Below are 21,214 nucleotides of genomic sequence, written 5' to 3'. Positions count from 1 at the left end.
CCGCCTCCCGCCTCTAGCTCGCCGCGGTGCGCTCGCGCACCGCGGCGAGGAACGCCTCGTGCACCCGGCGCTCGCCGCTGAGCTCCGGGTGGAAGGCGACCGCCAGGACCGCCCCCTGGCGCACCGCCACGGGGTGGCCGTCGACGGCGGCGAGGACCTCGACGTCCTCGGCCACGTCGCGCGCCCAGGGGGCGCGGATGAAGACGGCGCGCACCGGGTCGTCCGCCGTGGCGATCCCCGGCAGCGCGAGGTCCTCCTCGAACGAGCGGACCTGCCGGCCGAAGGCGTTGCGCTCGCACGACCACCCGGCGATGCCGAGGTGCTCGCGGTCGAGCATGATCATCCCGGCGCAGGTGCCGAGCACCGGCGTGCCGGTGGCGGCGAGGTCGCGCAGCGGCCCGGCCAGGCCCTCGCGGGCGATGCCCAGCGTCATGGTCGTCGACTCGCCGCCGGGCATCACCAGGCCGTCCAGGCCCTCGAGGTCCGCCGGCACGCGGACCTCGCGGACCTCCGCGCCCAGCTGGCGCAGCATGCGGGCGTGGGCGTCGAACCCGCCCTGGAGGGCGAGGACGCCGACGAGCGGGCGGTCAGCGGCGGCGCTCAGCGCCTACCAGCCGCGAGACGCGAGGACCTGCGTCTCGTCCAGCTTGCGCGCCTCCAGCGAGACCATCGCCTCGCCGAGGCCCTCGGAAGCCGCGGCGACCCGCTCAGGGTCGGCGAAGTGCGTCGTGGCCTCGACGATCGCCCGGGCACGGCGCTCCGGCTCCGAGCTCTTGAAGATGCCCGAGCCGACGAAGACGGCCTCGGCGCCCAGCTGCATGACCAGCGAGGCGTCGGCCGGCGTGGCGATGCCCCCGGCGCAGAAGAGCGGGACGGGCAGCTTGCCGTTCGCGGCGACCTCGCGGACGAGGTCCAGCGGGGACTGCAGCTCCTTGGCCGCCGTCGCGAGCTCCATGTCGTCCAGGGTCCCCAGCCGCTTGATCTCGCCGCGGATCTCGCGCAGGTGGCGCACCGCCTCGACGATGTCGCCGGTGCCCGCCTCGCCCTTGGAGCGGATCATCGCCGCGCCCTCGCCGATGCGCCGCAGCGCCTCGCCGAGGTTCGTCGCGCCGCAGACGACCGGGACCTTGAACGCCCACTTGTCGATGTGGTGGGCGTGGTCGGCCGGGGTGAGGACCTCGGACTCGTCGATGTAGTCGACCTCGAGCGCCTCGAGGACCTGGGCCTCGGCGAAGTGGCCGATGCGCGCCTTGGCCATGACCGGGATGGTCACGGCCTCCTGGATGCCCTTGATCATGAGCGGGTCGCTCATGCGGGCCACCCCGCCGTCGCGGCGGATGTCGGCGGGCACGCGCTCGAGCGCCATCACCGCGGCGGCGCCGGCCTCCTCGGCGATCTTGGCCTGCTCGGCGTCAACGACGTCCATGATGACGCCGCCCTTGAGCATCTCGGCAAGGCCGGCCTTGACCCGGAACGTCGCTTCGTCGCGCATCTGGCGCTCAGTCTACGAACGCTGGGGCCCCGACCGCGTTCGTGACCGCACGACCGCGGTGTCGCCTGCGGTCCTCACGAGCTCGGACCTCCGGCGACGTCACCCGAGCGCCCGGGCTCGACGGCCGGGGACGTCACTTCAGGCGGAACGCCTTGATGCGATCCGCGTACTGCTGCTCGTCGCGCGAGTAGACCCCGTAGGCCAGGGCCTGGAGCGTCGCGAGCAGGGCGGTGTGCGACCGGACGTAGGCCGGGCTGTTCGACGAGTAGTAGAGCCGCACCTGGGCCAGCTTGGCGACCTCGGAGAGCGTCGCGTCCGTGATCGCGAGGGTCGGGGCCTTGCGGTGGCGCGCGAGCTTCAGCGCGCGGACGACGAGCGGGTGCGGGCGGCCGGCGCTCAGGCCGACGACGAGGGTGCGCTCGTCGATGCGCCCGAGGCGGCTCAGCGCCTCCTGCGACGGGCTGGCGACGATCTCCGCGCGGAGGTCGAGCAGCATGAGCAGGTGGCGGAAGTAGCTGGCGAAGAACGCCATCTGGTCCGTGCCGGCGACGAGGACACGCTCGGCTTCGACGATCGCGCTGATCGCCGCCTCGACCTCCGAGCGCGAGACCTTGCGGGCCGTCTCCTCGACGTTGGCGTAGTCGGCGGCGATGAGCTGCTCGAACTCGTTCTGGTCCAGCGAGAAGAGCGGCTCGGCGGACACCGGGGCGGCCGCGGGGCGCGAGGTGACCGCGATGCGGCGGCGGAACTCCTCGCGCGCGGACTGCTGCAGCTCGGGGAAGCCCTCGAAGCCCAGCGCCTGCGAGAAGCGCACGACCGTCGAGGACGACGTGTTGGCGCGCCGCGCGAGCTCCTCCGCCGTCTGGAAGGCCACCTCGTCGAGGTGGTCGACGATGTACTGCGCCACGTCCTTCTGGGAGCGCGAGAACTCGTCGAAGCGGGCCTGGATGTACGCGGAGAGCGTCTGGTGGCCGCGCACCTCGTGGGGCGGCGCGGGCATGGTCGCGGCGGTCCTCTTCATGGGCGCCACCGCAGTTCGACGTCTCGCGGGCGGACTCCTCCAAGCGGACTGCCAAGCAGGTGCCCCGGACGGAGGGGCGCACGACGAAAGACGCGCCCGGGAGGGACCGGGCGCGTCGTTCGTGTGGGAGTGCAGGCCCGCGCCGTCTCCGCCAGGGTGGGCCTGCGACGAGGGGCGACGTGGAGCGGGGGTTATGAGGCGCCGCGCCGACTGGGGATCCCTCGGCTGTGGCCACCGAGGTGTCCAGCTCTCGCGCGCGCCATGCACGCACGCGCGCGTGGTGTCCGTGTCCGGACGCTCAGCCGGAGGCGGTCGCGTCGCCCTGGGCGGCGCGCCGGCGCAGGCGGTCCAGGAGCTGGCGGCCGGTGTCGCCCTCCCCGCCGCGCGGGGTGACGACGACGAGGTTCTGGACCTGGGCGACCTCGCCGCCGACGTCGGCCTTGGCCTGCTGCTGGATGTCGGGCAGGGCGGCCGCCGCGGCGGACTCGTCGGCGTAGACCAGGACCGCGAGGCCCTGGTCGGCCGGACCCTGGCCCTGGAGCGCGTAGCGGGCCGAGTCGACCGGCGCCGGGTCGCTGTACTCGTCGAGCGCGGCGTCCGCGCGGTCCTCCTGGATGTCGACGATGCCGCCCTCCTCGATCGCCGTCTCCACGTCCTCGAGCTGGAGCGCCGGGGACTCCGTGGGCACCGTCGCGCCGGGCGCGAGCGACGAGCGGGCGCCGTCGGCGCCGGCGTCGTGGGTGGCCAGGACGACGACCGCCGCGGCGATCGCCGCGATCGAGATGACGATGCCGGCGAGGACCGGCAGGTCGAGGATGCGCTGCTCCTTCATGCCCTCCCACCTGCCCGGCGCACCGCGATCGAGCGCGCCAACGCGCGGGAGGTGGGCCGGCTGGGACTCGAACCCAGATCTGACGGGTTATGAGCCCGCTGCTCTGACCATTGAGCTACCGGCCCGCGGGCCGGAGCCTACGGTGCCGATCTGCCGCCGGGCGAGCCAGTCGACGACCGCCGCCCAGGCCGGGCCGCGCGGGTCGATGTGCCGGCGGTGGCCCCCGGCGGGACCCGGGACCTCGACGAGCTCGGCGTCGCCCCCGGCGCCACGCGCCGCGGTCAGGTAGGCCCGGCTGCGGGCGATGCCGACCGTCGCGTCCTCCGTGCCGTGCACGAGCAGGACGGGCGCGTCGATCGGGACCTGCCGGACCGGGTCGACGGCGTCGTAGCGCTCGGGGACCTCGCGCGGTCCGCCGCCCATCACCGCGTCCACGCTGTCGCCGCGCCCACCCCATGCCCGCGTCATGTCGGCCACGCCGGCCTGCGCGACGACCGCGCACGGACGGACCACGGCCGGCCCGCCTGGGCCGCCGCGTCGCGGGCCGCCGACCCACAGCGCGAGCTGCCCGCCGGCCGAGTGGCCCACGAGCAGCACCCGCTCGAGGTCGAGGCGCGCCTCGTCGGCCACGGCGGCCAGGTGGTCGACGCCCGCCGCGACGTCCTCGAAGGTCGCCGGCCAGCCGCCGTCCTGGCCCTCCCCCACGCGCCGGTACTCGAGGTTCCACACCGCCCAGCCGCGGCGCAGCAGGTCGCCCGCGAGGCCGCGCATGACGACCTTCGAGAACCTCGCCTGCCACGAGCCCCCGTGGACGAGCACGGCCACGCGATGCGGCCCGCGGCCGCGGGGCACGAGGAGGTCGGCGACCTGGTCGGGGTGCGGGCCGTAGGCGACCCGCCGTGGCCGCCGCACCAGGTCGCGCAGCAGCCGTGCCGTGGCGATCACGCGCGCGCCGGCACCCCGGGCTCGAGGTGCACCACCTTGGTCAGCGTCAGCTCGTCGAGGAGCTCGGGGCCGTAGCCGAAGCCCTGGCCGCTGGCCCGGCGCGGCTGCGCAGCGCCGCCGGGCGCCCCGCCCCACGCGGCGTTGACCTTGACGGTGCCGGCGTCGAGCTCGCGCACCGCGCGCGCAGCGTGGCCCTGGTCGCACGTCAGGACCGTCGCGGCCAGGCCGTAGGGCGTCGTCGTCGCCAGGCGCAGCGCCTCGTCGAAGTCCTCGACGACCCGGACGGCCGCCACCGGGCCGAACGTCTCCTCCTGCATGAGGCGCGCGTCGTCCGGGACGTCGGTCACCACCGTGGCGGCGTAGAACGACCCGTCGCGGTCCAGCCGCTCGCCGCCGCAGCGGACGGTCGCGCCCGCCTCCACGGCCTCGCGGACCTGGTCGGCGACGAGGCCGAGCTGGACGTCGTCGACGAGCGGGCCGAGCGTCGTCTGCGGGTCCATCCCCGGCCCCGGCCGGTGGGCCCGGGCCTCGCCCACGAGCGCGTCGACGAACGCGCCGGCGACCTCGCGGTGGACGTAGACGCGCTCGACGCTCGTGCACACCTGGCCGGCGTTGGCGAACGCGCCCGCCGCGCACTGCTCGGCCGCCCACTGCGGGTCGACGCCCGCGTCCACGAGGAGCGGGTCCTTGCCGCCGAGCTCGAGCAGCGCCTTGGCCCCGCGCCGGGCACAGACCTCGGCGACCTCGCGACCGGTGGCGACGGACCCGGTGTGGAGGACCACGTCGACGTCCGCGTGGGCCGCGAGCGGCCGGCCGGCCCGCGCGTCGCCGAGCACGAGCTGCAGGACGCCCTCCGGCAGGTCCTCGCAGAGCAGCTCGTGCAGGCGCTGCGCGGAGAACGGCGAGCGCTCGGAGGGCTTGAGGACGACGGCGTTGCCGGTCACGAGCGCCGCGGCGACCTGGCCGCAGGCGATGGCCACCGGGTCGTTCCACGGCACGAGCAGCGCCACCACGCCGTAGGGCTCGTGGACCATCGCGTCGGTCGCCAGCCACCCGCCCTGGAGGCTCGCGCCGCGGTGCAGCGGCCCGAGCTCGGCGTACTGCTCGATCGCGCCGATGCCCGCGTCGACGCCGCCGCGCGAGTCGGCCAGCGGCTTGCCCATCTCGCGCGTCTGCAGCTCGGCGAGCTCCTCGGCGTGCTCGCGCAGCCGCCGCGCGGCGGCCTTGAGGTGGCCGGCGCGGTCGCCGGGCGCCGTGCGCGCCCAGGGACCCTGCGCGGCGCGCGCGGCCAGCACGGCCTCGTGGACGGTCTCCGCGTCCCCGGCGGGGATCGTCCCGAGGACCTCACCCGTCGCGGGGTCGCGGCGTTCGATGGTGGCGGAGGACGCGGCGGTCGCGTGGTGGACGGTGGCGGTGACGGCGCTCATCTCCGCCCCCGGCTGCCCTGGTCCGGATCAGGACATGCATGGACCTGGCGCGACGGGTACAGCCGGTGCCATGCCCACGGAGCCCGAGGTCCTGTCGCTCTCCGCCGCCGCGCGGCGCGCCGCGGAGGTGGTGGACCCCGACGGCGAGGACGCCCTCGTCGGCGAGTGGCTCGAGCGCTTCGAGGACCGCGACGAGCCGATCACCGCCGTCGGCGACCTCGAGACGCAGGTGGCCGAGGCGTGCGGCATCGTCGACCCCGAGGGTGAGGAGCCGGTCATCGTCGTCGCCGGCGCGATCGTCACGTACCTCGGCTTCCGCCGTGACGCCATCGGCGAGACGGACGACCGCCTGCTGCGCCTCGCGTCCGACGCAGAGCTCGGCGACCCGTCGCCCGCGGTGCGCGACTGGCTCGTCGACGCGGGCCTGCCCGACCCGGCCTAGGGCTACTTCACCTTCGCGACGGCGCGCTCGAGCTCACCGACGCTCATCGCGCCCTCGAAGCGCGACGCGATGCGCCCGTCGCTGCCGACGACGAACGTCCAGGGCTCCGACGCCAGGCGGAACTGCCCGACCTGCGGCCGGAAGCCCTTGTTGATCTGGTTGTCGTTGTAGATCTCCTGGTGGATGAAGTCGACGCGGTCGCCCACGCCGTTGGAGACCTGGTAGGCGACGTCGACCGTCGGTCCGCACACGCGGCTGGCGCAGAGCTGCGGCGTGGCGAAGACGAGCACGACCGGCTTGCGACCGACGACGTCGGCGAAGTCGACCTCGTGGAAGGCCGGGATCGGCTCGATGCGGGTGTCGATCTTCGCCAGGTCCCCGCCCACGTCCCCGCGCGTCAGCGTGTGGATGACCGGCGCCTTGTCGCCCACGTCGGGCGGGCCCGCCGTCGTGCGCTGCGTGAGCTTGGACCCGTACGGGCTCGTCGCCAGCAGGCGGCCGTCGAGCCGGGCCACCGCCATCAGCGCGACGTTGCCCTTCGACGGCAGGTCGACGTCGGCGACGTAGACCGACTTCGTGGAGTCCTGGTCGGTCGCGGTCTGGCGGCTGCGGAACTGCGGCTTGACCACGAGCGACTCGTCGCGCGCCACGAACGGGCCGCGCAGGCGCGAGCCGTCGGTGCGCGAGACGTAGACGGCCACCTGCGCGCCGCTGACCTGCTTGCGGGCGCGGTCGAACAGCGCGAAGGCGAAGCGGTTGCGGCCCGGCTTGAGAATGGAGACGGCGGGCGCGAGGACGGGCCCCTCCGCGATCGAGCCCTGGAGGTCGCCCAGCGTCTTGCCCTTGGCGCTCGGGAAGTCCTCGGCGCTCGCCGTCGCGGCCGGCTGGGTGGGCGGCGCGGTGGCGGTGTCGTCGTCGCTCGAGCCGCAGCCGGCGACGAGCGCGGCGCCGAGGAGGAGGGCGAGCGGGGACCAGCGAGGGCGGGCGGACATCCAGCCGGTGACCTTAGGACCTGGTTGGATGTCGCGCGCCACCACACCAGGAGAGGGTCGAGAGGGAACATGGCAGAGCGGGCAGCGATCATCACGGGTGCCTCGAGCGGCATCGGCCTGGCCATCGCGGACGTGCTGGGCCAGGAGGGCTACGGGCTCACCGTCGCGGCTCGGCGTCCCGACAAGCTCGAGGAGGCAGCCGGCCAGCTGCGCGACAAGGGCTACGACGTCGAGGTCGTGGCGGCGTCGCTGACCGAGGAGGAGGAGGTCCAGAAGGTCGTCGCGGCCCACCGCGAGCGCTTCGGGCGCCTCGACTGCCTCGTGAACAACGCCGGCGTCGGCATCGGCGCCGCGGTGGGCGAGATCTCGACGAAGCGCATGGACATGCAGCTCGACCTCAACCTGCGGTCGATCATCCTCTTCCACCGCGAGACGGTCGACCTGCTGCGCGCGGCCGGCGCCGAGCACCGCAAGGCGCTCGTGGTCAACACGGCGTCGATCGCGGGCAAGTACGGGCAGGCGTGGCTGTCGGTGTACTCGGCCACGAAGGCCGGCGTCGTCGGGTGGACGCAGTCCATGCACAAGGAGCTCGCGCAGGAGGGCATCAAGTCCACCGCGCTGTGCCCCGGCTTCGTGGACACGCCGATGACGGAGTTCGTCAAGGGCCAGGTCCCGGCCGACGACATGATCCGCCCCGAGGACATCGCGGAGACCGTCCGCCTGCTGCTGCGGATGTCGCCTGCGTGCATCGTCCCCGAGGTGCAGTTCGTGCGCCCCGGGGATGACATGTAGCAGGGGACGCCCCGGGGTCGCTCGGGCCGGCTAGGCGGTCGTGAGCTCGCGGTCGCGCGCGTCGTCCTCGACGTGCGCGGCGGCGAGGCGATCGCGCTCGGCCTCGACCATCGCCAGCGCGCGCTCGTAGTCGTCCAGCCGACGGAACGGGCGCAGCCACTGCCAGCCGCCCTTGCGGCGCAGCTCCTTCGAGCGGTCCGGGTCGCCGGGGCGGATGCGGCCCTCCCGGTCGCGGCGGCGCGCCGGGCGCGCGGCGACGAGGCGCTTGTGGTCGCGGATCGCGGCGTGGAGGTCGACGACCTCCTCCTCGGCCAGGAGGCTGGCCTCGAGGTGGGCCTCGAGGATCTTCAGCTCGCGGTCCGTCGCGGGACGGGCGTGCTTGGCCTGGGTGAAGCGGTCCCAGGCGCGCGCGAACGAGACGAAGCTCGTGCGCCCGCCGCAGCGGTGCGCGGCGAGCATCGGGCAGACCCCGCCCTCGCGGTCGGTGTACGCGCCGACGATGATGTCGTTGGAGCGGATGCCGTCGAGCATCGCCTGCCGGGTCTTCACCGGCAGGCAGTCGATGACGCGACGGAGGTCTTCGATGGGCGAGCTGTGGCGGCGTGGCATAGAGTGGCGCCGCCTTCTCCGCAGCGGCCCGCGCATCGTCCCATGCCGGCGTCGCAACGGGAAGCCCTGCTCCTCCCACTGAAAGGGAACTTGCACCGTGAAGCTCGGCGTCCACATCGGCTACTGGGGGCTCGGCCTCACCCGCGAGGACCAGCGCGAGATCGTGCTGGAGGCCGAGCGGCTGGGCTACGACTCGGTCTGGACCGCCGAGGCCTACGGCTCGGACGCGGCGACGATCCTCGGCTGGATCGCCGGTCAGACGTCGACGATCAAGATCGGGTCGGCGATCTTCCAGATGCCCGGCCGGTCGCCGGCGATGACCGCCATGACCGCGGCGACGCTCGACCAGCTCTCCGACGGGCGCATGCTGCTGGGCATCGGCTCGTCCGGACCGCAGGTGTCCGAGGGCTGGCACGGGGTGCGCTTCGGCAAGCAGCTGCTGCGCACGCGCGAGTACATCCACGTCGTGCGCCAGGCGCTCGCCCGCGAGCGCGTCGAGTTCCACGGCGAGTCGATCGACCTCCCGCTGCCCGACGGTCCCGGCAAGGCGCTGAAGCTCACGATCGCGCCGGTGCAGGAGCGCATCCCGATCTACCTCGCGGCGATCGGGCCGAGGAACACGGCGCTGGCGGGCGAGATCGCGGACGGCTGGATCCCGACGCTCCTCTCCCCCGAGCACCTGCCGATGCTGCGCGAGAACCTCGAGGAGGGCGCGGCGAAGGTCGGCCGCTCGCTCGACGGCTTCGACATCGCGCCGACGGTCCAGGTCCGCATCACCGACGACCAGGCCGGCGCGCGGGACCTCGCGCGGCCGTTCCTGGCGCTCTACGTCGGCGGCATGGGCTCGCGCGACAAGAACTTCTACAACCAGCTCGTCCAGCGCTACGGCTTCGAGGCGGCGGCCAAGGAGGTCCAGGACCTCTACCTCGAGGGCAGGAAGGACGAGGCCGCGGCGGCGCTGCCCGACGAGCTCATCGACCTCGTCTCGCTCGTCGGGCCCAAGGACGTCGTGCGCGAGCGGATGCGCGTGTACGCCGAGGCCGGCGTCGGCACGCTGGGCATCACGCCGCTGGCCTGGACGAAGGACGAGCGCCTCGAGCAGCTGCGCCTGGCGGCTGAGGTCCTCGAGTCGCTCTGACCCCGGCGCCGCTGAAGGTCCTCCTCGGGGCGTTCGGCGACCCCGGCCACGCGTTCCCGGTCTTGGCGCTCGGGCGGGCGCTGCGCGCCCGCGGGCACGACGTCGTGCTCGAGACGTGGGAGCGCTGGCGCCCCTACGCCGAAGGTGAGGGGCTGCGCTTCGCGGCGTCGCCCGAGTACCACGTCTTCCCCACGCGCGAGCGGCCGCTCAAGCCCTACGAGGCGGTCGCGCGGGCGGCCGTCCACACGCGCGAGCTCGTCCGGGCCGAACGTCCGGACGTCGTCGTCGCGGACATCCTCACGCTCGCGCCGGCGCTGGCCGGCGAGCTCGAGGGCGTGCCGGTCGCGACGGTCGTCCCGCACGTCGATCCACGCAGCGCGCCGGGCTTCCCGCCGTACTCCGCGGGGGTGCGGCTGCCGCGCACGGCTGCCGGGCGGGCGGTGTGGGACGCGGCCGCACGCGCGATGGCCGCCGGGCTCGAGCACGGGCGTGTCGAGCTCAACGAGACGCGCCGGCGCCTCGGCCTCCCGCCCCAGGCACGTGTCCACGGCGGGATCTCCGACCAGCTGTGCCTCGTGGCCACGTTCCCCCAGCTCGAGTACCCGCGGCCGGGCGCCGGCGAGCCCGCCACGCACGTCGTGGGCCCGCTGCAGTGGGAGCCGCCCTTCGAGGCCGTGGAGCTGCCCCCGGGCGACGACCCGCTCGTCCTCGTCGCGCCGTCGACCTCGCAGGACCGCGACCACGCGATGCTCCGCGCGGCCCTGACCGGCCTAGCGGACCTCCCCATCCGCGTCCTGGCGACCTACAACCGCCGCCTCCCGCCCGTCCCGCTCCGCGTCCCCGCCAACGCCCGGCTCGTCGAGTGGGTCTCCTACGCGCGGACCATGCCCCACTGCGACGCGGTCGTCTGCCACGCCGGCCACGGCACCGTCGTGCGCGCGCTGTCCAGCGGCTGCGTCGTCGTCGCCTGCCCGGCCGCCGGCGACATGAACGAGAACGCCGCCCGCGTCGACTGGGCCAGCGCCGGCGTCCGCCTCCCCCGCCGCCTCGTCTCCTCCCCAGCTGCCGTGCGCCTGGCGGTCCAGCGCGCCCTCGGCGAACCCCGCTTCCGCGAGCAGGCCCGCGAGCTGGCGGCGTGGTCGGCGACGCATGACGCGGGCGCGCGGGCGGCGGAGCTGGTGGAGAGGCTGGCGGCGGCCGGGGCGCCGCGTGAACCGCCCGCCGCTCCGCGAGCCTGAAGTTGACCGCCGCAGAGGCGGCGAAGTCCAGGGTCACCGGCGGGTGCGACGGTCCAGGGCACGGAGGAGCGCAACCCTCCCGGCGTGGACGTCCTTCCACGTGACGCGCCAGACCTCCCACCCGGCGGCCTCCAGGTCGCGCTGCTTGTTGGCGTCTCGATCCCGGGCGCTGCGGGTGCCGTGGAACGCCCAGCTGTCTGCCTCGACCACGAGTCGCTGCGCGCGCCACAGCGCGTCGACCTCCCACAACGTGCCCGAGGCGCCATCTGCGTGGCGGTTGAAGCGGGGCATCTGTCGCAGTGCCGAGCCCTCGAGCAGCGCCTTGAGCCGCCGCTCGAGCTCGCTGCGCAGGACATCCGGGTCGTCGGTGAGCTCGCTGACGGCGATGCGCAGCCGCCTGGCGCCTCGATGCCCGCGGCACCGGTCGAGGACCTCGGCGATCGCGGATGCGTCGAAGAGCCCCTCGCGGACCGCGGCCTCGCAGGCGGCGGTGAGGAGCGAGGGCCGGACTCGCTCGGCGAGGTCGAGCAGCGTCCGCGCGACCGAGGTGCACGGGATGCCGTCCACCGCATCGCGATCTTGTGGGACCAGCTCCCGCACGCACACCCGCAGCCCGGCTCGGCCGCGGCCACGCTCATCGGGGACGGTGATGTCGATGTCGCCGGAGGGCACCGGCAACAGCGCCCGCAATCCCGCGCAGGAGCGGTGGCTGAGCACCGTCCCGTCGCCGCCCGCCAGCACGGCGGCCATCCACGGCGCCTGCGGGTGCATCGCTCGATGGCCGACGAGGTACACGCCGCGGTGCAGCGGGATCAGTCGGCCAGCCGCCAGCCGCGAGGCGATCGCGTCGTCGCCGAGCCCGAGCATCGCGAGCTGCTGGCGGCTGACCGCCCCCTTCTGCGTCCCGGCCAGGGCGCTGATGGCGACCTCACGCCGACGACCCTGGAGTTCGCCGCCTCTGCGGCGGTCAACCTCAGGCTCGCGGAACACCGGGCGATCGTGGCGCCGGAAGCGTCACGGATCAGCGCTCAGGTGTGCCGTCTCTGCGCCGCGCGGACACGCGGAGCTCAAGCTCGGGGGCGAGTCTGCCGACCCCTCGCTAGAATCGCCGTCGTCGATTGCGGGGTAGCTCAATGGCAGAGCATTCGACTGTTAATCGAAGGGTTGTGGGTTCGAGTCCCACCCCCGCAGCTTGAGACGCAGCGCCCGCCCAGCGGGCGCTTCGTCGTTCAGGCCCCGAGCTCGAGGCGCTCCGGCAGCCCGAACTCCGGGAAGAGCGCCGCGTCCACGAAGTTGTGGATGCCCGCAACCCGGTCGCCGTCGAGCTCGACGACCACGAGCGCCCACGGCAGGAAGACCTTCGGGTCCTCCGTCGGGTGGTAGTGGCCGAAGGCCGGGCCGCCGTTGGCCCAGGTCGGCAGGAGCTTGGAGCCCTCGCACTTCGCGCCCTGCCCCACGAGCCACCGGGCGACCTGGTCCGGACCCTCGAGCCAGAGCGACCAGGGCGGCATGGAGAACTCGGCGTCCTCCTTGAGCAGCGAGACGAAGCGGTCGACGTCGTAGGCCTCGAAGGCGTCCACGTACTTCGCCAGCAGCTCCTCCTGCTCGGCGGCCACCGCGTTCGTGGCGCCGGCGGGCTCGAGGTCGAGGGACTGGAGGGTCGCGCGGGCGCGCTGGAGGGCGCTGTTGACCGACGCGACGGAGGTGTCCAGGAGCTCGGCGACCTCGCTGGCCTGGAGGTGCAGGACCTCGCGCAGGACGAGCACCGCCCGCTGCTTGGGCGGCAGGTGCTGCAGGGCGGCGACGAAGGCCAGGCGGACGGTCTCGCGCAGGGCCGTGAGCTCCGCCGGGTCGACGTCGGCGGGCAGGACGCGGGCGTCGGCGATCGGCTGGACCCACGTGCTCTCCGGCAGGCCCACGCCGAGCTCGCCGTCGGCCGTCGACGCCGGGCCGAAGTCCATCGGCCGCGCGCGGCGCTGCGGGCGCTGGAGCATGTCGAGGCAGACGTTCGTCGCGATCCGGTACAGCCACGAGCGCATCGCCGCCCTGGACTCGAGCGACGCGAGGCCGCGCCAGGCGCGGACCATGGTCTCCTGCACGGCGTCCTCGGCCTCGAAGCCCGAGCCGAGCATCCGGTAGCAGTAGCCCGTCAGCTCGCGGCGGTGCGCCTCGAGCTCGCCGGACCGGTCCTGGAGGGCGAACGACTGCGGGGTCGGCACGGCGACATCCTACGGCCGCGCCGGACCCGCTCACGCAGGTTCGCGGACCCGGTCCGATCGACCAGGAACCGGTGGACGGGGCGTGCGCAGGCCCTCCTCCGGCGCGCGCGGGGTGCTGCCCGCCTCGCGGTGCTCCATGGCGCACTCGATTCGTGCGGCCAGCCCCGCGCCGACGAGCAGGAACAGCGCCATGAGGTAGAGGCCGAACAGCACGACGGCCAGGGCGAGGAAGAGCCGCGCCGCCGCGAACCCCGCCGCCGCCTCGACGTACGCGCCGATCACCGACGGGACGACCTGCACGCCGACGCCGGCCGGGATCGCCCCCAGCAGCGACGCCCGCCAGCTCATCGTGTACAGCGGCGCGTAGCGGTAGATCGCCCCGAGCACGACGACGAAGCCCACCGTCTCGAGGATGAAGAACGCGCCCGGCAGCCGCCCGCGCAGCGAGAGCACGTCCGCCACCTCGCCGAGCGCCGGCGTCCCCGCCGCCGCGAGGACGAGCATCGCCGCGACGCCCACCCCGAGCGCGAGGTTGCGCAGCCGCCCGACGACGATCGAGTGGCGCTGGCAGTCGAGGATCCGCGACAGGCAGCGCTCGAGCACGCCGATCGCGCCCGACGTCGTCCACAGCATCGAGGCGATCGCCAGGAGCAGCAGCCACGTGGAGTCCTCGCGCGTCCCGAGCACGAGCTGCTCGACGTCGCCGTGCACGGAGTCCGGCAGGAAGCGGTTGACCTGCCGGACGACGTCCAGCGCCGACAGGTAGTCCTGCAGCAGCAGCGCCTCGAGCGCCGCCAGCCCGAGGATCAGCGGGCCCAGCGAGAGGACCAGGTAGTAGGTCAGCGCCGGGACGTCGTCGGCGATGCCGTCGCCCCAGTAGAACCCGACCACGCGGCGGGCTGCGGCGCGCATGGGGCCTAGTGGTCCCCGCCGGAGCGCCAGGGCACGCGTTCGCTCACGGGTCCGGCGCCTTCGTGGCGGCCATCTGCTCGCGCACCATGGCGTCGTAGTCGCGCTTGACCGCATCGCGCTTGGTCCGCAGCGCGGCGATGCCTCCCGCCCCGGACGCGCGGGCCTCGGCCATCTGGCGGTCGATCTGCGCCAGCTGCATCGTGGCCAGCTGGGCGCGCACGCCCGAGGCCGTGGGGCGCTCGATGCGCTCCGCGGCGGCGCTCAGCGAGGCGATGAGCCCCACGAGCTCGCCGTCCTCGTGGTCCAGGCCCTCCCCCGGCTGGCGCAGGTGGGTGCGCAGGTGGCCGACCGCGCGGCGCAGCGCGTCGTCGACGAACGCCTCGTCCGGGACCTCCGCGAGGGCGCGCTCCCCCTCGCCCGGCGCCGCGAGGCACATGAGGACGAACTGGCGCTGCGCGCGGCGGACCGGGTCGGCGGCGCCCTCGACCCGCGGTCGCAGCGGCGGGCGCGCGGGCCCCGCCGACCCGCCGTCGGGCCGTGCGGGCCCGGGCCGCGCGGCAGACCGCGGCGCCGGCAGCCACCCGGCGACCGTCCCGACGGGGAACGCCGTGCGCTCGGCCACCACCCCGACGAGCTCCTCGCGCAGCGCGGACGGCTCGAGCGTCGCGAAGACCGGCTTGAGCGCGGCGATCGCCCGGTCCTTGGCCTCCGCGTCGTCCAGCGTCTCGCGCGACAGCTCGCGCTCCACCCGGAAGCGCACGAACGGGACGCTGGCCTCGACGAGGCGCTGCGCGGCCGCCGGCCCCTCGGCCTGGACGAGGTCGGCCGGGTCCTGGCCCGGCGGCAGCGGGACGACCCGCAGCTCGAGGTTGCGCCCCGCCGCGACCTTCGCCGCGCGCAGCATCGCCTCCTGGCCGGCGCTGTCGGCGTCGAGCGCGAGCAGGACCGTCCGCGCCAGCCGCCCGAGCTCGCCGACCTGCTCCTCGGTCAGCGCCGTCCCCATCAGCCCCACCGCGTTGCGCACGCCGGACTGGTGCAGCGCCAGGACGTCGGTGTAGCCCTCGGCGAGCACGACGGTCCCCGCCCGCGTCGCGTGCACGCGCGCGACGTCGGCCCCGAAGAGGTGCTTGCCCTTGCGGTAGACCTCGTTGTCGACGCTGTTGACGTACTTGGGCTGGTCGTCGGGCCCGAGCCAGCGCCCGCCGAAGCCGAGCACCCGCCCGCGCACGTCGCACAGGGGGAACAGCACGCGGCCGCGGAAGAAGTCGTAGATCCCCGAGCCCGACGAGCGCTTGCGCACGAGCCCGCACGCCTCGAGCTCCTGGTCGGAGAAGCCCTGCTTGCGCGCCGCGGTCAGCAGGCCGTCCCACCGGTCGGGCGCGTAGCCCACGCGGAACGCCCGCAGCGTCTCCTCCTCGAGGCCCCGCTCGGCGAGGTAGCGCCGCGCGCCCGCCGCCTCGTCGCTGTCCCACAGCAGCCGGACGTAGAAGCGCTGCGCGCGCTCGAGCAGGTCCAGCAGCCGCTCGCGCCGGCGCCGGCGCTCGGCCGCCGCCGGGTCCTCGTCCTCGACCTCGAGCTCGACGCCGTAGCGGGCGGCCAGCCACTCGAGCGCCCCGACGAAGTCCAGGCCCTCCATCTCGCGCACGAACGTGAACATGTCGCCGCCCACGCCGCAGCCGAAGCAGTGGTAGAGCCCGTCGTCGGCGTTGACCGAGAACGACGGCGTGCGCTCCTCGTGGAACGGACAGCGCCCGGTGAACCGCCCGCCGCCGGCACGCTTGAGCTCGGTGCGCGTCGAGACCAGGTCGACCATGTCGACCGCCTCGCGCACCTTGTCGCGGGAGTCGGCGGTGTAGCGCGCCACCCGCCGAGCCTACGCGGCGAACCCCTCGGGCACGGTGAGCGCGCGGAAGACCGAGATCGCGTAGCGGTCGGTCATGCCCGCGAGGTAGTCCGTCACCCGCTGGGGCAGGTCGGCCCCGGGGGCGCCGCCACCGTCGGGCAGCAGCTCGGGCCGGTCGCACCAGTGCGCGAAGAGCGTCCGCACGACGCCCTCGACCTTCGCGTGCTCGCGCCGCGCCACCGGACCGAGGTAGACGTGCTCGAACATGAAGGTCCGCAGCGCGTCCATCGCCGCCGCGGCCTCCGGGCCCTGGACGACGTCGCCCGCGCGCTCGGAGTGCTCGACGATGTCGTGGACGAGCGCGTCGATGCGCTTGGAGCCCGTGTCGCCCAGGACCGCGATCGCGTCGGCCGGCAGCGCGTCCTCGCGCAGGACGCCCGCGCGCAGCGCGTCGTCGATGTCGTGGTTGACGTAGGCGACGCGATCGACGATCCGCACGATCCTGCCCTCGAGCGTCCGCGGCGTCGGCGAGCGCCCGGAGTGGCCGAGGATCCCGTCGCGCACGTCGTCGGTGAGGTTGAGCCCTGCCCCCTCGCGCTCGAGCACGTCGACGACGCGCAGCGAGTGCTCGAAGTGCTTGAAGGACCGGCCGAAGCGGTCGCGCAGGCAGCGGTCGAGGACGTCCTCGCCGATGTGGCCGAACGGCGGGTGGCCGAGGTCGTGCGAGAGCCCGACCGCCTCGACGAGGTCCTCGTTGAGGCGCAGCGCCCGCGCCACCGCCCGCGAGATCTGGGTGACCTCGAGCGTGTGGGTCAGCCGCGTGCGGTGGTGGTCGTTCTCCGGCGCCACGAAGACCTGGGTCTTGTGCTTGAGGCGCCGGAAGGCCTTGCAGTGGACGATGCGGCCGATGTCGCGCTGCAGCGGCGTGCGCAGCCCGCAGTCCTCCTCGGGCACCTGGCGGCGGGCCGGGTAGGAGCGCGCCGCCAGCGGGCTGAGGTGCTCCTCCTCCCAGGCGGCGTGGCGCGCGGCGAAGGCGGCGGCGACGGTCGTCACGCCCTCCACCCTGCCACGCCGCGCGTCACCAGTGACGCTGCTCCTGCCACGGGTCTCCCTCGGGGTGGTAGCCGTTGCGCTCCCAGAAGCCGAGCTTGCGCTCGCGCGTGACCTCGAGGCCGCGGATCCACTTGGCGCTCTTCCACAGGTAGCGCTCCGGGACGAGCAGCCGCGCCGGACCGCCGTGCTCGCGCGGCAGCGGCCGGCCGTCGTGCTCCCACGCGATGAGGACGTCGTCGTGGCGCAGGACCTCGAGCGGGAGGTTCGTCGTGTAGCCGTCGAAGCAGGACGCGAGGGCGTGCTCGGCGCCCGCGAAGGGCTGCGCGCGGTCCAGGAGGTCGCGGACGCGGACGCCGCGCCAGGCGGTGTCGAACTTCGACCACCGCGTGACGCAGTGCAGGTCGGTCGTCAGCGACGTCTGCGGGAGCGCCAGGAGCTCGTCCCAGCGCAGGGCGAAGGGCTCGTGGACGTTGCCGTGGACGCTCAGCGACCACTCGGCGGTGTCGACGTCCGGCTCGCCCATCGACGTGAAGAGCGGGAACTTCAGCGTCGGCGACTGCCCCGGCGGCAGGCGCGCCGGGTCGATGCCGAGCTTCTCCGCGCGCTTGATGCCGCGCTGGCCGAAGAGCCTCGGGGTGAGCGGTGGGCGCCTCATGGAGCGGCCGCCCGGAGCCGCACGTTGGCGTGGTGCTCGACGGTCTCGCGCAAGGCCCGCTCGGCCTGTCCGAGCGCGCGCGGGGACGCGGTCGGCGCCTCGCGCAGCGGCGCCGCCAGCGCGCCGACCATGAACGCGTGCGCCTCCTCCCCCAGGGCGAAGGCGCCGCCCTCGCAGCTCTGGCACACCACGCCGCCCGCCGCGCCGCTGAAGCCGGTGAGGTGGTCGCCCTCCCCGCAGGTCGCGCACGAGCCGAGCTGCGGGTTGAGCCCCGCCGCCACGAGGAGCTTGAGCCGGAAGGCCAGCTGGTTGCCGAGCGTCGCCGCCTGCGCGCCACCCGCGTCCAGCAGCGCGAGCTCGTTGCACAGCAGGTGGAAGACCGGCGGGTGCGGGTCGCTGTCCTCGAAGAGCCGCGAGACCGCGTCGCACGCGCGCGCCGCGGCGTCGAGGGCCTCGGCGCTCTCGCGCAGCCGGTGGAAGGGCGCGACGGCGTCGGCGCCCGTGACGGTCAGGAGGTCCGACCGGCCCTGGTGCAGCACGAGGTCGACCCGGCTGAACGGCTCCAACCGCCCGCCGAAGCGGCTGCGCGTGCGCCGCACGCCCTTGGCGATCGCCCCCAGGCGCCCGTGCTCGAGCGTGTAGAGGTGCAGGATGCGGTCGGCCTCGCCGTAGCGCATGGAGCGCAGGACGACGGCTTGGGCCTTCAGCGACCCGGGCATCCCCAGGACACCTCCGGACCGAGCGCTACACTTTCTGAAGTGGACACCGCGAAGATCACCGTCTACAGCACCGACGCCTGCCCCTACTGCATCCGGGCCAAGCAGCTCCTGGACGCCCGCGGGTACGCGTACGAGGAGATCAACCTGGCACGCGACCCGGACGGTCGCGCCGAGCTGGTCGCCAAGACGGGGATGATGACCTTCCCCCAGGTCCTGGTCGGCGAGGAGCTCATCGGCGGGTTCACCGAGACGGTGCAGGCCGACCGCTCCGGTCGCCTCGCGCAGCTCCTGCAGGCCGCGGCCTAGTCGCGCGGCGCAGCCGCGGGCGCGGCTGGCAGGTCTCGCAGACGTAGGTCCCGCGCCCGCCCACGACCATCTTCACGATCTCGGCACCGCAGCCCGGGCAGCCCTCGCCCGCCCGGCGGTGCACGAGGAAGCGGTGCTGGAAGGCGCCCATCACGCCGTCGGCGTGGCGGAAGTCGTCGATCGTCGCGCCGCCCGCGTCGATGCCGTCCTCGAGCACCTCGCGGACCGTCCGCGCCAGCGCGTCGTACTGCGCGGCCTTGAGCGAGCCGGCCGGACGCAGCGGGTGCACGCCCGCGCGGTGCAGCGCCTCGTCGGCGTAGATGTTGCCCACGCCGGCGATCCGCCGCTGGTCGAGCAGGAACGCCTTGATCGGGGCGGTGCGGCCCTTGGCCATCGCCCGCAGCGCCGCGCCCGTCAGCGCGCCCTCGTCGAGCGGCTCGAGCCCGAGGCGCTGCGCGAAGAACGCGTCGAGCGCGTCGATGCCGACGGCCAGCTCGCCGGTCCCGAAGCGCCGGGGGTCGCAGAAGCGCAGCGTCCCGCCGTCGCTCAGCGTCCAGACCACGCGCTGGTAGGGGACGTCGGCCGGCGGCTCCACCAGCAGCGTGCCGGTCATCCGCAGGTGCAGCAGGAGGAAGACGTCGCCCGCGAGCTCCCAGACGAGGTACTTGCCGCGGCGGCCGAGGCGCAGGACGCGGCGGTCCTCGACGGCGTCGCGCAGCTCCTCGGGCGTCAGCGGCAGGCACCAGCGCGGGTCGAGCACGTCGAGGCGCTCGACGCAGCGCCCCTCGACCACGGGCGCCACCTGGCGGCGGATCGTCTCGACCTCGGGCAGCTCGGGCACGCGCCCTCAGCCTACGAAGCTCGTGCCCGGCAGGTCCGGGCCGGGCGCACCGGTGAGCCAGTGCAGGACGCTCTGACCGACGTCCGCCAGCGGGCCGTCGTGGCGCCGGCCGCCGTGGCCGGGGAAGACGGCGAGCAGCGGCGCGTGCTCGCGCGTGTGGTCGGAGTGCGCCATGTCCGGGTCACAGCCGTGGTCGGCCGTGAGGACGAGGAGGTCGTCCGGTCCGAGCAGGTCGAGCCAGACGCCGACCGCCGCGTCGATCTCCCGCAGCGCCCCGTGGAAGCCCTCGACGTCCTTGCGGTGGCCGTGGACCTGGTCGGTCTCGACGAGGTTCGTGAAGACCAGGCCGTGGTCGAGGCCACGCAGCAGCTCCGTCGTGCTCTGCAGGGCGACGCTGTTCGTCGCGCCAGGGTGGGCCTGGCCGATCCCGCGGCCCGCGAACAGGTCGGGCACCTTGCCGACGCCGTGGACCGGGACCCCGGCGTGCGTGAGCGCCTCGAGCGCGGTCGGGCCCGGCGGCGCGACGGCGAGGTCCTTGCGCCCGGCGGTCCGCTCGAACGCCCCCGGGGAGCCGATGAAGGGCCGGGCGATGACGCGCCCGACGGCGTGCTCGCCCGTCATCACCTCACGCGCCGCGCGGCAGACGTCGCGCAGCTCGTCCTCGCCGAGGACGTGGTGGTGGCCGGCGACCTGCAGGACGCTGTCGACCGACGTGTAGAGGATGAGCTCGCCCGTGCGCAGGTGGTGCGGGCCCCACTCCTCGAGGACGTGCAGGCCGTTGGCCGGGGCGTTGCAGCAGAAGCGCCGGCCCGTCGCGTGCTCGAGGGCGGCGACGACGTCCTCCGGGAAGCCGTCGGGGTACGCCGGCAGCGGCCGGCGCGGCACCGCCCCCATGAGCTCCCAGTGGCCGGTCGCCGACTCCTTGCCGGGACCGAGCGGGTGGAGCTTGCCGTGGAGCACCGGGTGCTCGGCGGGCGCCACGCCGGGGATCGCGTCGATCGACCCGAGTCCGAGGCGCTGGAGGTGCGGCAGGTCGAGGCCGCCGACGCGCGCCGCGACGTGCGCGAGCGTGTGGGCGCCGGCGTCGCCGTAGGCCTCCGCGTCGGGCAGGGCGCCGATGCCGCACGCGTCGAGGACGACGACGGCGGCCCGGCGGCTCACGGAGCGCCCTGGGGCGCCTGCAGGCGCAGGGAGCGCAGGAGCGGCCGGAAGACCTCGGCGTCGACGCGGCGGAAGTCGTCGGCGCCCGCGAAGGCGTCGACCACGACCTCGGCGCCGTCGGCGTAGACGTGCGTCGACCGCACGACGCGGGGCTGGCCCTGGATCGTCTCGCGCGCGCGGATCTGCACGGCGGGCTTGCCGGCGATCTCGGCGGGCGCGCTCTTGATCTCGCGGAAGGTGTCGTCGCGCCGCTTGGCCGCGGTCAGCAGGGCGTCGCGCGCGGCCTTCAGCTCGGCCTGGCTGTTCGGGAGCTCCTCGCTGCGCGGGTAGCGCCAGATGGCGATCGTCGCCTGGCCGGTCGCGATCGTCGCGACCAGGGGCGCCTGGCCGTCGTCGAGGTTCCAGCCCGCGGGCGCGCGGAAGGAGATGCCGTGGCGCGGGTAGCTCTTGACCTCGGAGCCCAGCGCCGGGCCGGGCGTCGTGGTGTCCGGCGGGGGCGTCTCGTCGTTGCCGCAGCCGGTGGCCGCGAGGGCGGCCGAGGCGGCGAGGGGTGCCAGGACGAGGGGCAGGCGCATCC

At 74.7% G+C, this 21,214-nt stretch carries 23 protein-coding genes and 2 tRNA genes; 6 read left to right on the top strand and 19 right to left on the bottom strand.

The genetic code is table 11. The features are described from left to right. Window positions 1–13: 13 nt before the first annotated feature. The 7 genes from pdxT to JUB12_RS02680 all read right to left on the bottom strand — a co-directional run bounded on the left by pdxT (window position 14) and on the right by JUB12_RS02680 (window position 5,717). Window positions 14–604 carry a pyridoxal 5'-phosphate synthase glutaminase subunit PdxT gene (pdxT, locus tag JUB12_RS02705; RefSeq protein WP_256436579.1) on the bottom strand — a complete coding sequence of 197 codons (591 nt, stop codon included), beginning with the start codon at window positions 602–604 and terminating at the stop codon, window positions 14–16. Window positions 605–607: 3 nt separating this feature from the next. Beyond that, the gene (gene pdxS, locus JUB12_RS02700) at window positions 608–1,492 is read right to left on the bottom strand and encodes a pyridoxal 5'-phosphate synthase lyase subunit PdxS (protein WP_205698075.1); all 885 of its coding nucleotides are present in this window, start codon (window positions 1,490–1,492) and stop codon (window positions 608–610) included. 133 nt (window positions 1,493–1,625) lie between these two features. After that, window positions 1,626–2,513 carry a MurR/RpiR family transcriptional regulator gene (locus JUB12_RS02695; protein ID WP_205698074.1) on the bottom strand — a complete coding sequence of 296 codons (888 nt, stop codon included), beginning with the start codon at window positions 2,511–2,513 and terminating at the stop codon, window positions 1,626–1,628. A 298-nt stretch (window positions 2,514–2,811) separates the two neighbouring features. After that, window positions 2,812–3,345 carry a hypothetical protein gene (locus JUB12_RS02690; protein WP_205698073.1) on the bottom strand — a complete coding sequence of 178 codons (534 nt, stop codon included), beginning with the start codon at window positions 3,343–3,345 and terminating at the stop codon, window positions 2,812–2,814. Between the two features lie 52 nt (window positions 3,346–3,397). After that, window positions 3,398–3,470 (bottom strand) — tRNA-Ile (locus JUB12_RS02685). Beyond that, window positions 3,433–4,197 (bottom strand): alpha/beta hydrolase family protein, encoded by a 765-nt coding sequence (locus JUB12_RS22305; protein ID WP_371822316.1) that lies wholly within the window; start codon window positions 4,195–4,197, stop codon window positions 3,433–3,435. The genes JUB12_RS02685 and JUB12_RS22305 overlap by 38 nt, the downstream gene beginning before the upstream one ends. 89 nt (window positions 4,198–4,286) lie before the next feature. After that, a complete protein-coding gene (locus JUB12_RS02680; protein ID WP_205698072.1) occupies window positions 4,287–5,717 on the bottom strand; it encodes an aldehyde dehydrogenase in 1,431 nt (476 codons plus the stop codon). A 70-nt stretch (window positions 5,718–5,787) separates the two neighbouring features. On the opposite strand from JUB12_RS02680, the gene JUB12_RS02675 reads away from it, so the two are divergent. Then, a complete protein-coding gene (locus JUB12_RS02675; protein ID WP_205698071.1) occupies window positions 5,788–6,159 on the top strand; it encodes a hypothetical protein in 372 nt (123 codons plus the stop codon). 2 nt (window positions 6,160–6,161) lie between these two features. Here the strand turns inward: JUB12_RS02675 and JUB12_RS02670 are convergent, their stop codons facing one another. Next, the gene (locus JUB12_RS02670; RefSeq protein ID WP_205698070.1) at window positions 6,162–7,151 is read right to left on the bottom strand and encodes a hypothetical protein; all 990 of its coding nucleotides are present in this window, start codon (window positions 7,149–7,151) and stop codon (window positions 6,162–6,164) included. 69 nt (window positions 7,152–7,220) lie between these two features. On the opposite strand from JUB12_RS02670, the gene JUB12_RS02665 reads away from it, so the two are divergent. Next, complete coding sequence (locus JUB12_RS02665) at window positions 7,221–7,943, top strand: SDR family NAD(P)-dependent oxidoreductase (RefSeq protein ID WP_205698069.1); 723 nt, start codon at window positions 7,221–7,223, stop codon at window positions 7,941–7,943. A 30-nt stretch (window positions 7,944–7,973) separates the two neighbouring features. On the opposite strand, the gene JUB12_RS02660 is transcribed toward JUB12_RS02665, so the two are convergent. Next, window positions 7,974–8,492: a hypothetical protein gene (locus JUB12_RS02660; protein ID WP_205698068.1), complete on the bottom strand. Its 519-nt coding sequence runs from the start codon at window positions 8,490–8,492 to the stop codon at window positions 7,974–7,976. 157 nt (window positions 8,493–8,649) lie between these two features. Between JUB12_RS02660 and JUB12_RS02655 the strand changes: the two genes are divergently transcribed. Beyond that, window positions 8,650–9,690, top strand: coding sequence for an LLM class F420-dependent oxidoreductase (locus JUB12_RS02655; RefSeq protein WP_205698067.1), 1,041 nt, complete (start codon window positions 8,650–8,652; stop codon window positions 9,688–9,690). 62 nt (window positions 9,691–9,752) lie between these two features. Beyond that, window positions 9,753–10,928: a glycosyltransferase gene (locus JUB12_RS02650; RefSeq protein ID WP_241004395.1), complete on the top strand. Its 1,176-nt coding sequence runs from the start codon at window positions 9,753–9,755 to the stop codon at window positions 10,926–10,928. Window positions 10,929–10,961: 33 nt separating this feature from the next. On the opposite strand, the gene JUB12_RS02645 is transcribed toward JUB12_RS02650, so the two are convergent. Beyond that, on the bottom strand, window positions 10,962–11,918 hold the full coding sequence (locus JUB12_RS02645) for a type IV toxin-antitoxin system AbiEi family antitoxin domain-containing protein (RefSeq protein WP_205698066.1): 957 nt from the start codon (window positions 11,916–11,918) through the stop codon (window positions 10,962–10,964). A gap of 129 nt (window positions 11,919–12,047) precedes the next feature. Between JUB12_RS02645 and JUB12_RS02640 the strand changes: the two genes are divergently transcribed. Next, window positions 12,048–12,119 (top strand) — tRNA-Asn (locus JUB12_RS02640). Between the two features lie 38 nt (window positions 12,120–12,157). Here the strand turns inward: JUB12_RS02640 and JUB12_RS02635 are convergent. Genes JUB12_RS02635 through recO form a run of 6 tightly spaced genes read right to left on the bottom strand, consistent with a single transcriptional unit; the run spans window position 12,158 to window position 18,329 of the window. After that, window positions 12,158–13,147 carry a sigma-70 family RNA polymerase sigma factor gene (locus JUB12_RS02635; protein WP_205698065.1) on the bottom strand — a complete coding sequence of 330 codons (990 nt, stop codon included), beginning with the start codon at window positions 13,145–13,147 and terminating at the stop codon, window positions 12,158–12,160. Between the two features lie 30 nt (window positions 13,148–13,177). Beyond that, window positions 13,178–14,059 carry a YhjD/YihY/BrkB family envelope integrity protein gene (locus JUB12_RS02630; RefSeq protein WP_205698064.1) on the bottom strand — a complete coding sequence of 294 codons (882 nt, stop codon included), beginning with the start codon at window positions 14,057–14,059 and terminating at the stop codon, window positions 13,178–13,180. Between the two features lie 43 nt (window positions 14,060–14,102). Next, entirely contained in the window at window positions 14,103–15,923 is a 1,821-nt protein-coding gene (gene dnaG, locus JUB12_RS02625; protein WP_205698063.1) for a DNA primase, read from the bottom strand. Between the two features lie 9 nt (window positions 15,924–15,932). Next, on the bottom strand, window positions 15,933–16,955 hold the full coding sequence (locus JUB12_RS02620) for a deoxyguanosinetriphosphate triphosphohydrolase (RefSeq protein WP_241004394.1): 1,023 nt from the start codon (window positions 16,953–16,955) through the stop codon (window positions 15,933–15,935). Window positions 16,956–16,980: 25 nt separating this feature from the next. Continuing rightward, complete coding sequence (locus JUB12_RS02615; RefSeq protein WP_205698061.1) at window positions 16,981–17,610, bottom strand: molybdopterin-dependent oxidoreductase; 630 nt, start codon at window positions 17,608–17,610, stop codon at window positions 16,981–16,983. Then, the gene (gene recO / locus JUB12_RS02610; RefSeq protein ID WP_205698060.1) at window positions 17,607–18,329 is read right to left on the bottom strand and encodes a DNA repair protein RecO; all 723 of its coding nucleotides are present in this window, start codon (window positions 18,327–18,329) and stop codon (window positions 17,607–17,609) included. The genes JUB12_RS02615 and recO overlap by 4 nt, the downstream gene beginning before the upstream one ends. A gap of 39 nt (window positions 18,330–18,368) precedes the next feature. On the opposite strand from recO, the gene JUB12_RS02605 reads away from it, so the two are divergent. Continuing rightward, window positions 18,369–18,635, top strand: a complete 267-nt coding sequence (locus tag JUB12_RS02605; RefSeq protein WP_205698059.1) for a glutaredoxin domain-containing protein — start codon at window positions 18,369–18,371, stop codon at window positions 18,633–18,635. Here the strand turns inward: JUB12_RS02605 and mutM are convergent. Genes mutM through JUB12_RS02590 form a run of 3 tightly spaced genes read right to left on the bottom strand, consistent with a single transcriptional unit; the run spans window position 18,571 to window position 21,212 of the window. Then, the gene (mutM, locus tag JUB12_RS02600; protein ID WP_205698058.1) at window positions 18,571–19,476 is read right to left on the bottom strand and encodes a bifunctional DNA-formamidopyrimidine glycosylase/DNA-(apurinic or apyrimidinic site) lyase; all 906 of its coding nucleotides are present in this window, start codon (window positions 19,474–19,476) and stop codon (window positions 18,571–18,573) included. The genes JUB12_RS02605 and mutM overlap by 65 nt on opposite strands. Window positions 19,477–19,482: 6 nt before the next feature. Continuing rightward, window positions 19,483–20,637 (bottom strand): phosphopentomutase, encoded by a 1,155-nt coding sequence (locus JUB12_RS02595; RefSeq protein WP_205698057.1) that lies wholly within the window; start codon window positions 20,635–20,637, stop codon window positions 19,483–19,485. Beyond that, window positions 20,634–21,212 (bottom strand): hypothetical protein, encoded by a 579-nt coding sequence (locus JUB12_RS02590; protein ID WP_205698056.1) that lies wholly within the window; start codon window positions 21,210–21,212, stop codon window positions 20,634–20,636. The genes JUB12_RS02595 and JUB12_RS02590 overlap by 4 nt, the downstream gene beginning before the upstream one ends. Window positions 21,213–21,214: the final 2 nt, after the last annotated feature.

The organism is Conexibacter sp. SYSU D00693, assembly GCF_017084525.1.
In the GTDB taxonomy this organism is placed as follows: domain Bacteria; phylum Actinomycetota; class Thermoleophilia; order Solirubrobacterales; family Solirubrobacteraceae; genus Baekduia.
Note: the sequence above shows the minus strand (reverse complement) of the source record. Positions and strands in the feature narration are given on the sequence as shown.

Excerpts from the sequence above, each read along its gene's own strand:
- pdxS (WP_205698075.1), bottom strand. The coding sequence starts at position 1,492 with ATGCGCGACGAAGCGACGTTCCGGGTCAAGGCCGGCCTTGCCGAGATG.
- JUB12_RS02695 (WP_205698074.1), bottom strand. The coding sequence starts at position 2,513 with ATGAAGAGGACCGCCGCGACCATGCCCGCGCCGCCCCACGAGGTGCGC.
- JUB12_RS02690 (WP_205698073.1), bottom strand. The coding sequence starts at position 3,345 with ATGAAGGAGCAGCGCATCCTCGACCTGCCGGTCCTCGCCGGCATCGTC.
- JUB12_RS02680 (WP_205698072.1), bottom strand. The coding sequence starts at position 5,717 with ATGAGCGCCGTCACCGCCACCGTCCACCACGCGACCGCCGCGTCCTCC.
- JUB12_RS02675 (WP_205698071.1), top strand. The coding sequence starts at position 5,788 with ATGCCCACGGAGCCCGAGGTCCTGTCGCTCTCCGCCGCCGCGCGGCGC.
- JUB12_RS02670 (WP_205698070.1), bottom strand. The coding sequence starts at position 7,151 with ATGTCCGCCCGCCCTCGCTGGTCCCCGCTCGCCCTCCTCCTCGGCGCC.
- JUB12_RS02665 (WP_205698069.1), top strand. The coding sequence starts at position 7,221 with ATGGCAGAGCGGGCAGCGATCATCACGGGTGCCTCGAGCGGCATCGGC.
- JUB12_RS02630 (WP_205698064.1), bottom strand. The coding sequence starts at position 14,059 with ATGCGCGCCGCAGCCCGCCGCGTGGTCGGGTTCTACTGGGGCGACGGC.
- JUB12_RS02615 (WP_205698061.1), bottom strand. The coding sequence starts at position 17,610 with ATGAGGCGCCCACCGCTCACCCCGAGGCTCTTCGGCCAGCGCGGCATC.
- recO (WP_205698060.1), bottom strand. The coding sequence starts at position 18,329 with ATGCCCGGGTCGCTGAAGGCCCAAGCCGTCGTCCTGCGCTCCATGCGC.
- JUB12_RS02590 (WP_205698056.1), bottom strand. The coding sequence starts at position 21,212 with ATGCGCCTGCCCCTCGTCCTGGCACCCCTCGCCGCCTCGGCCGCCCTC.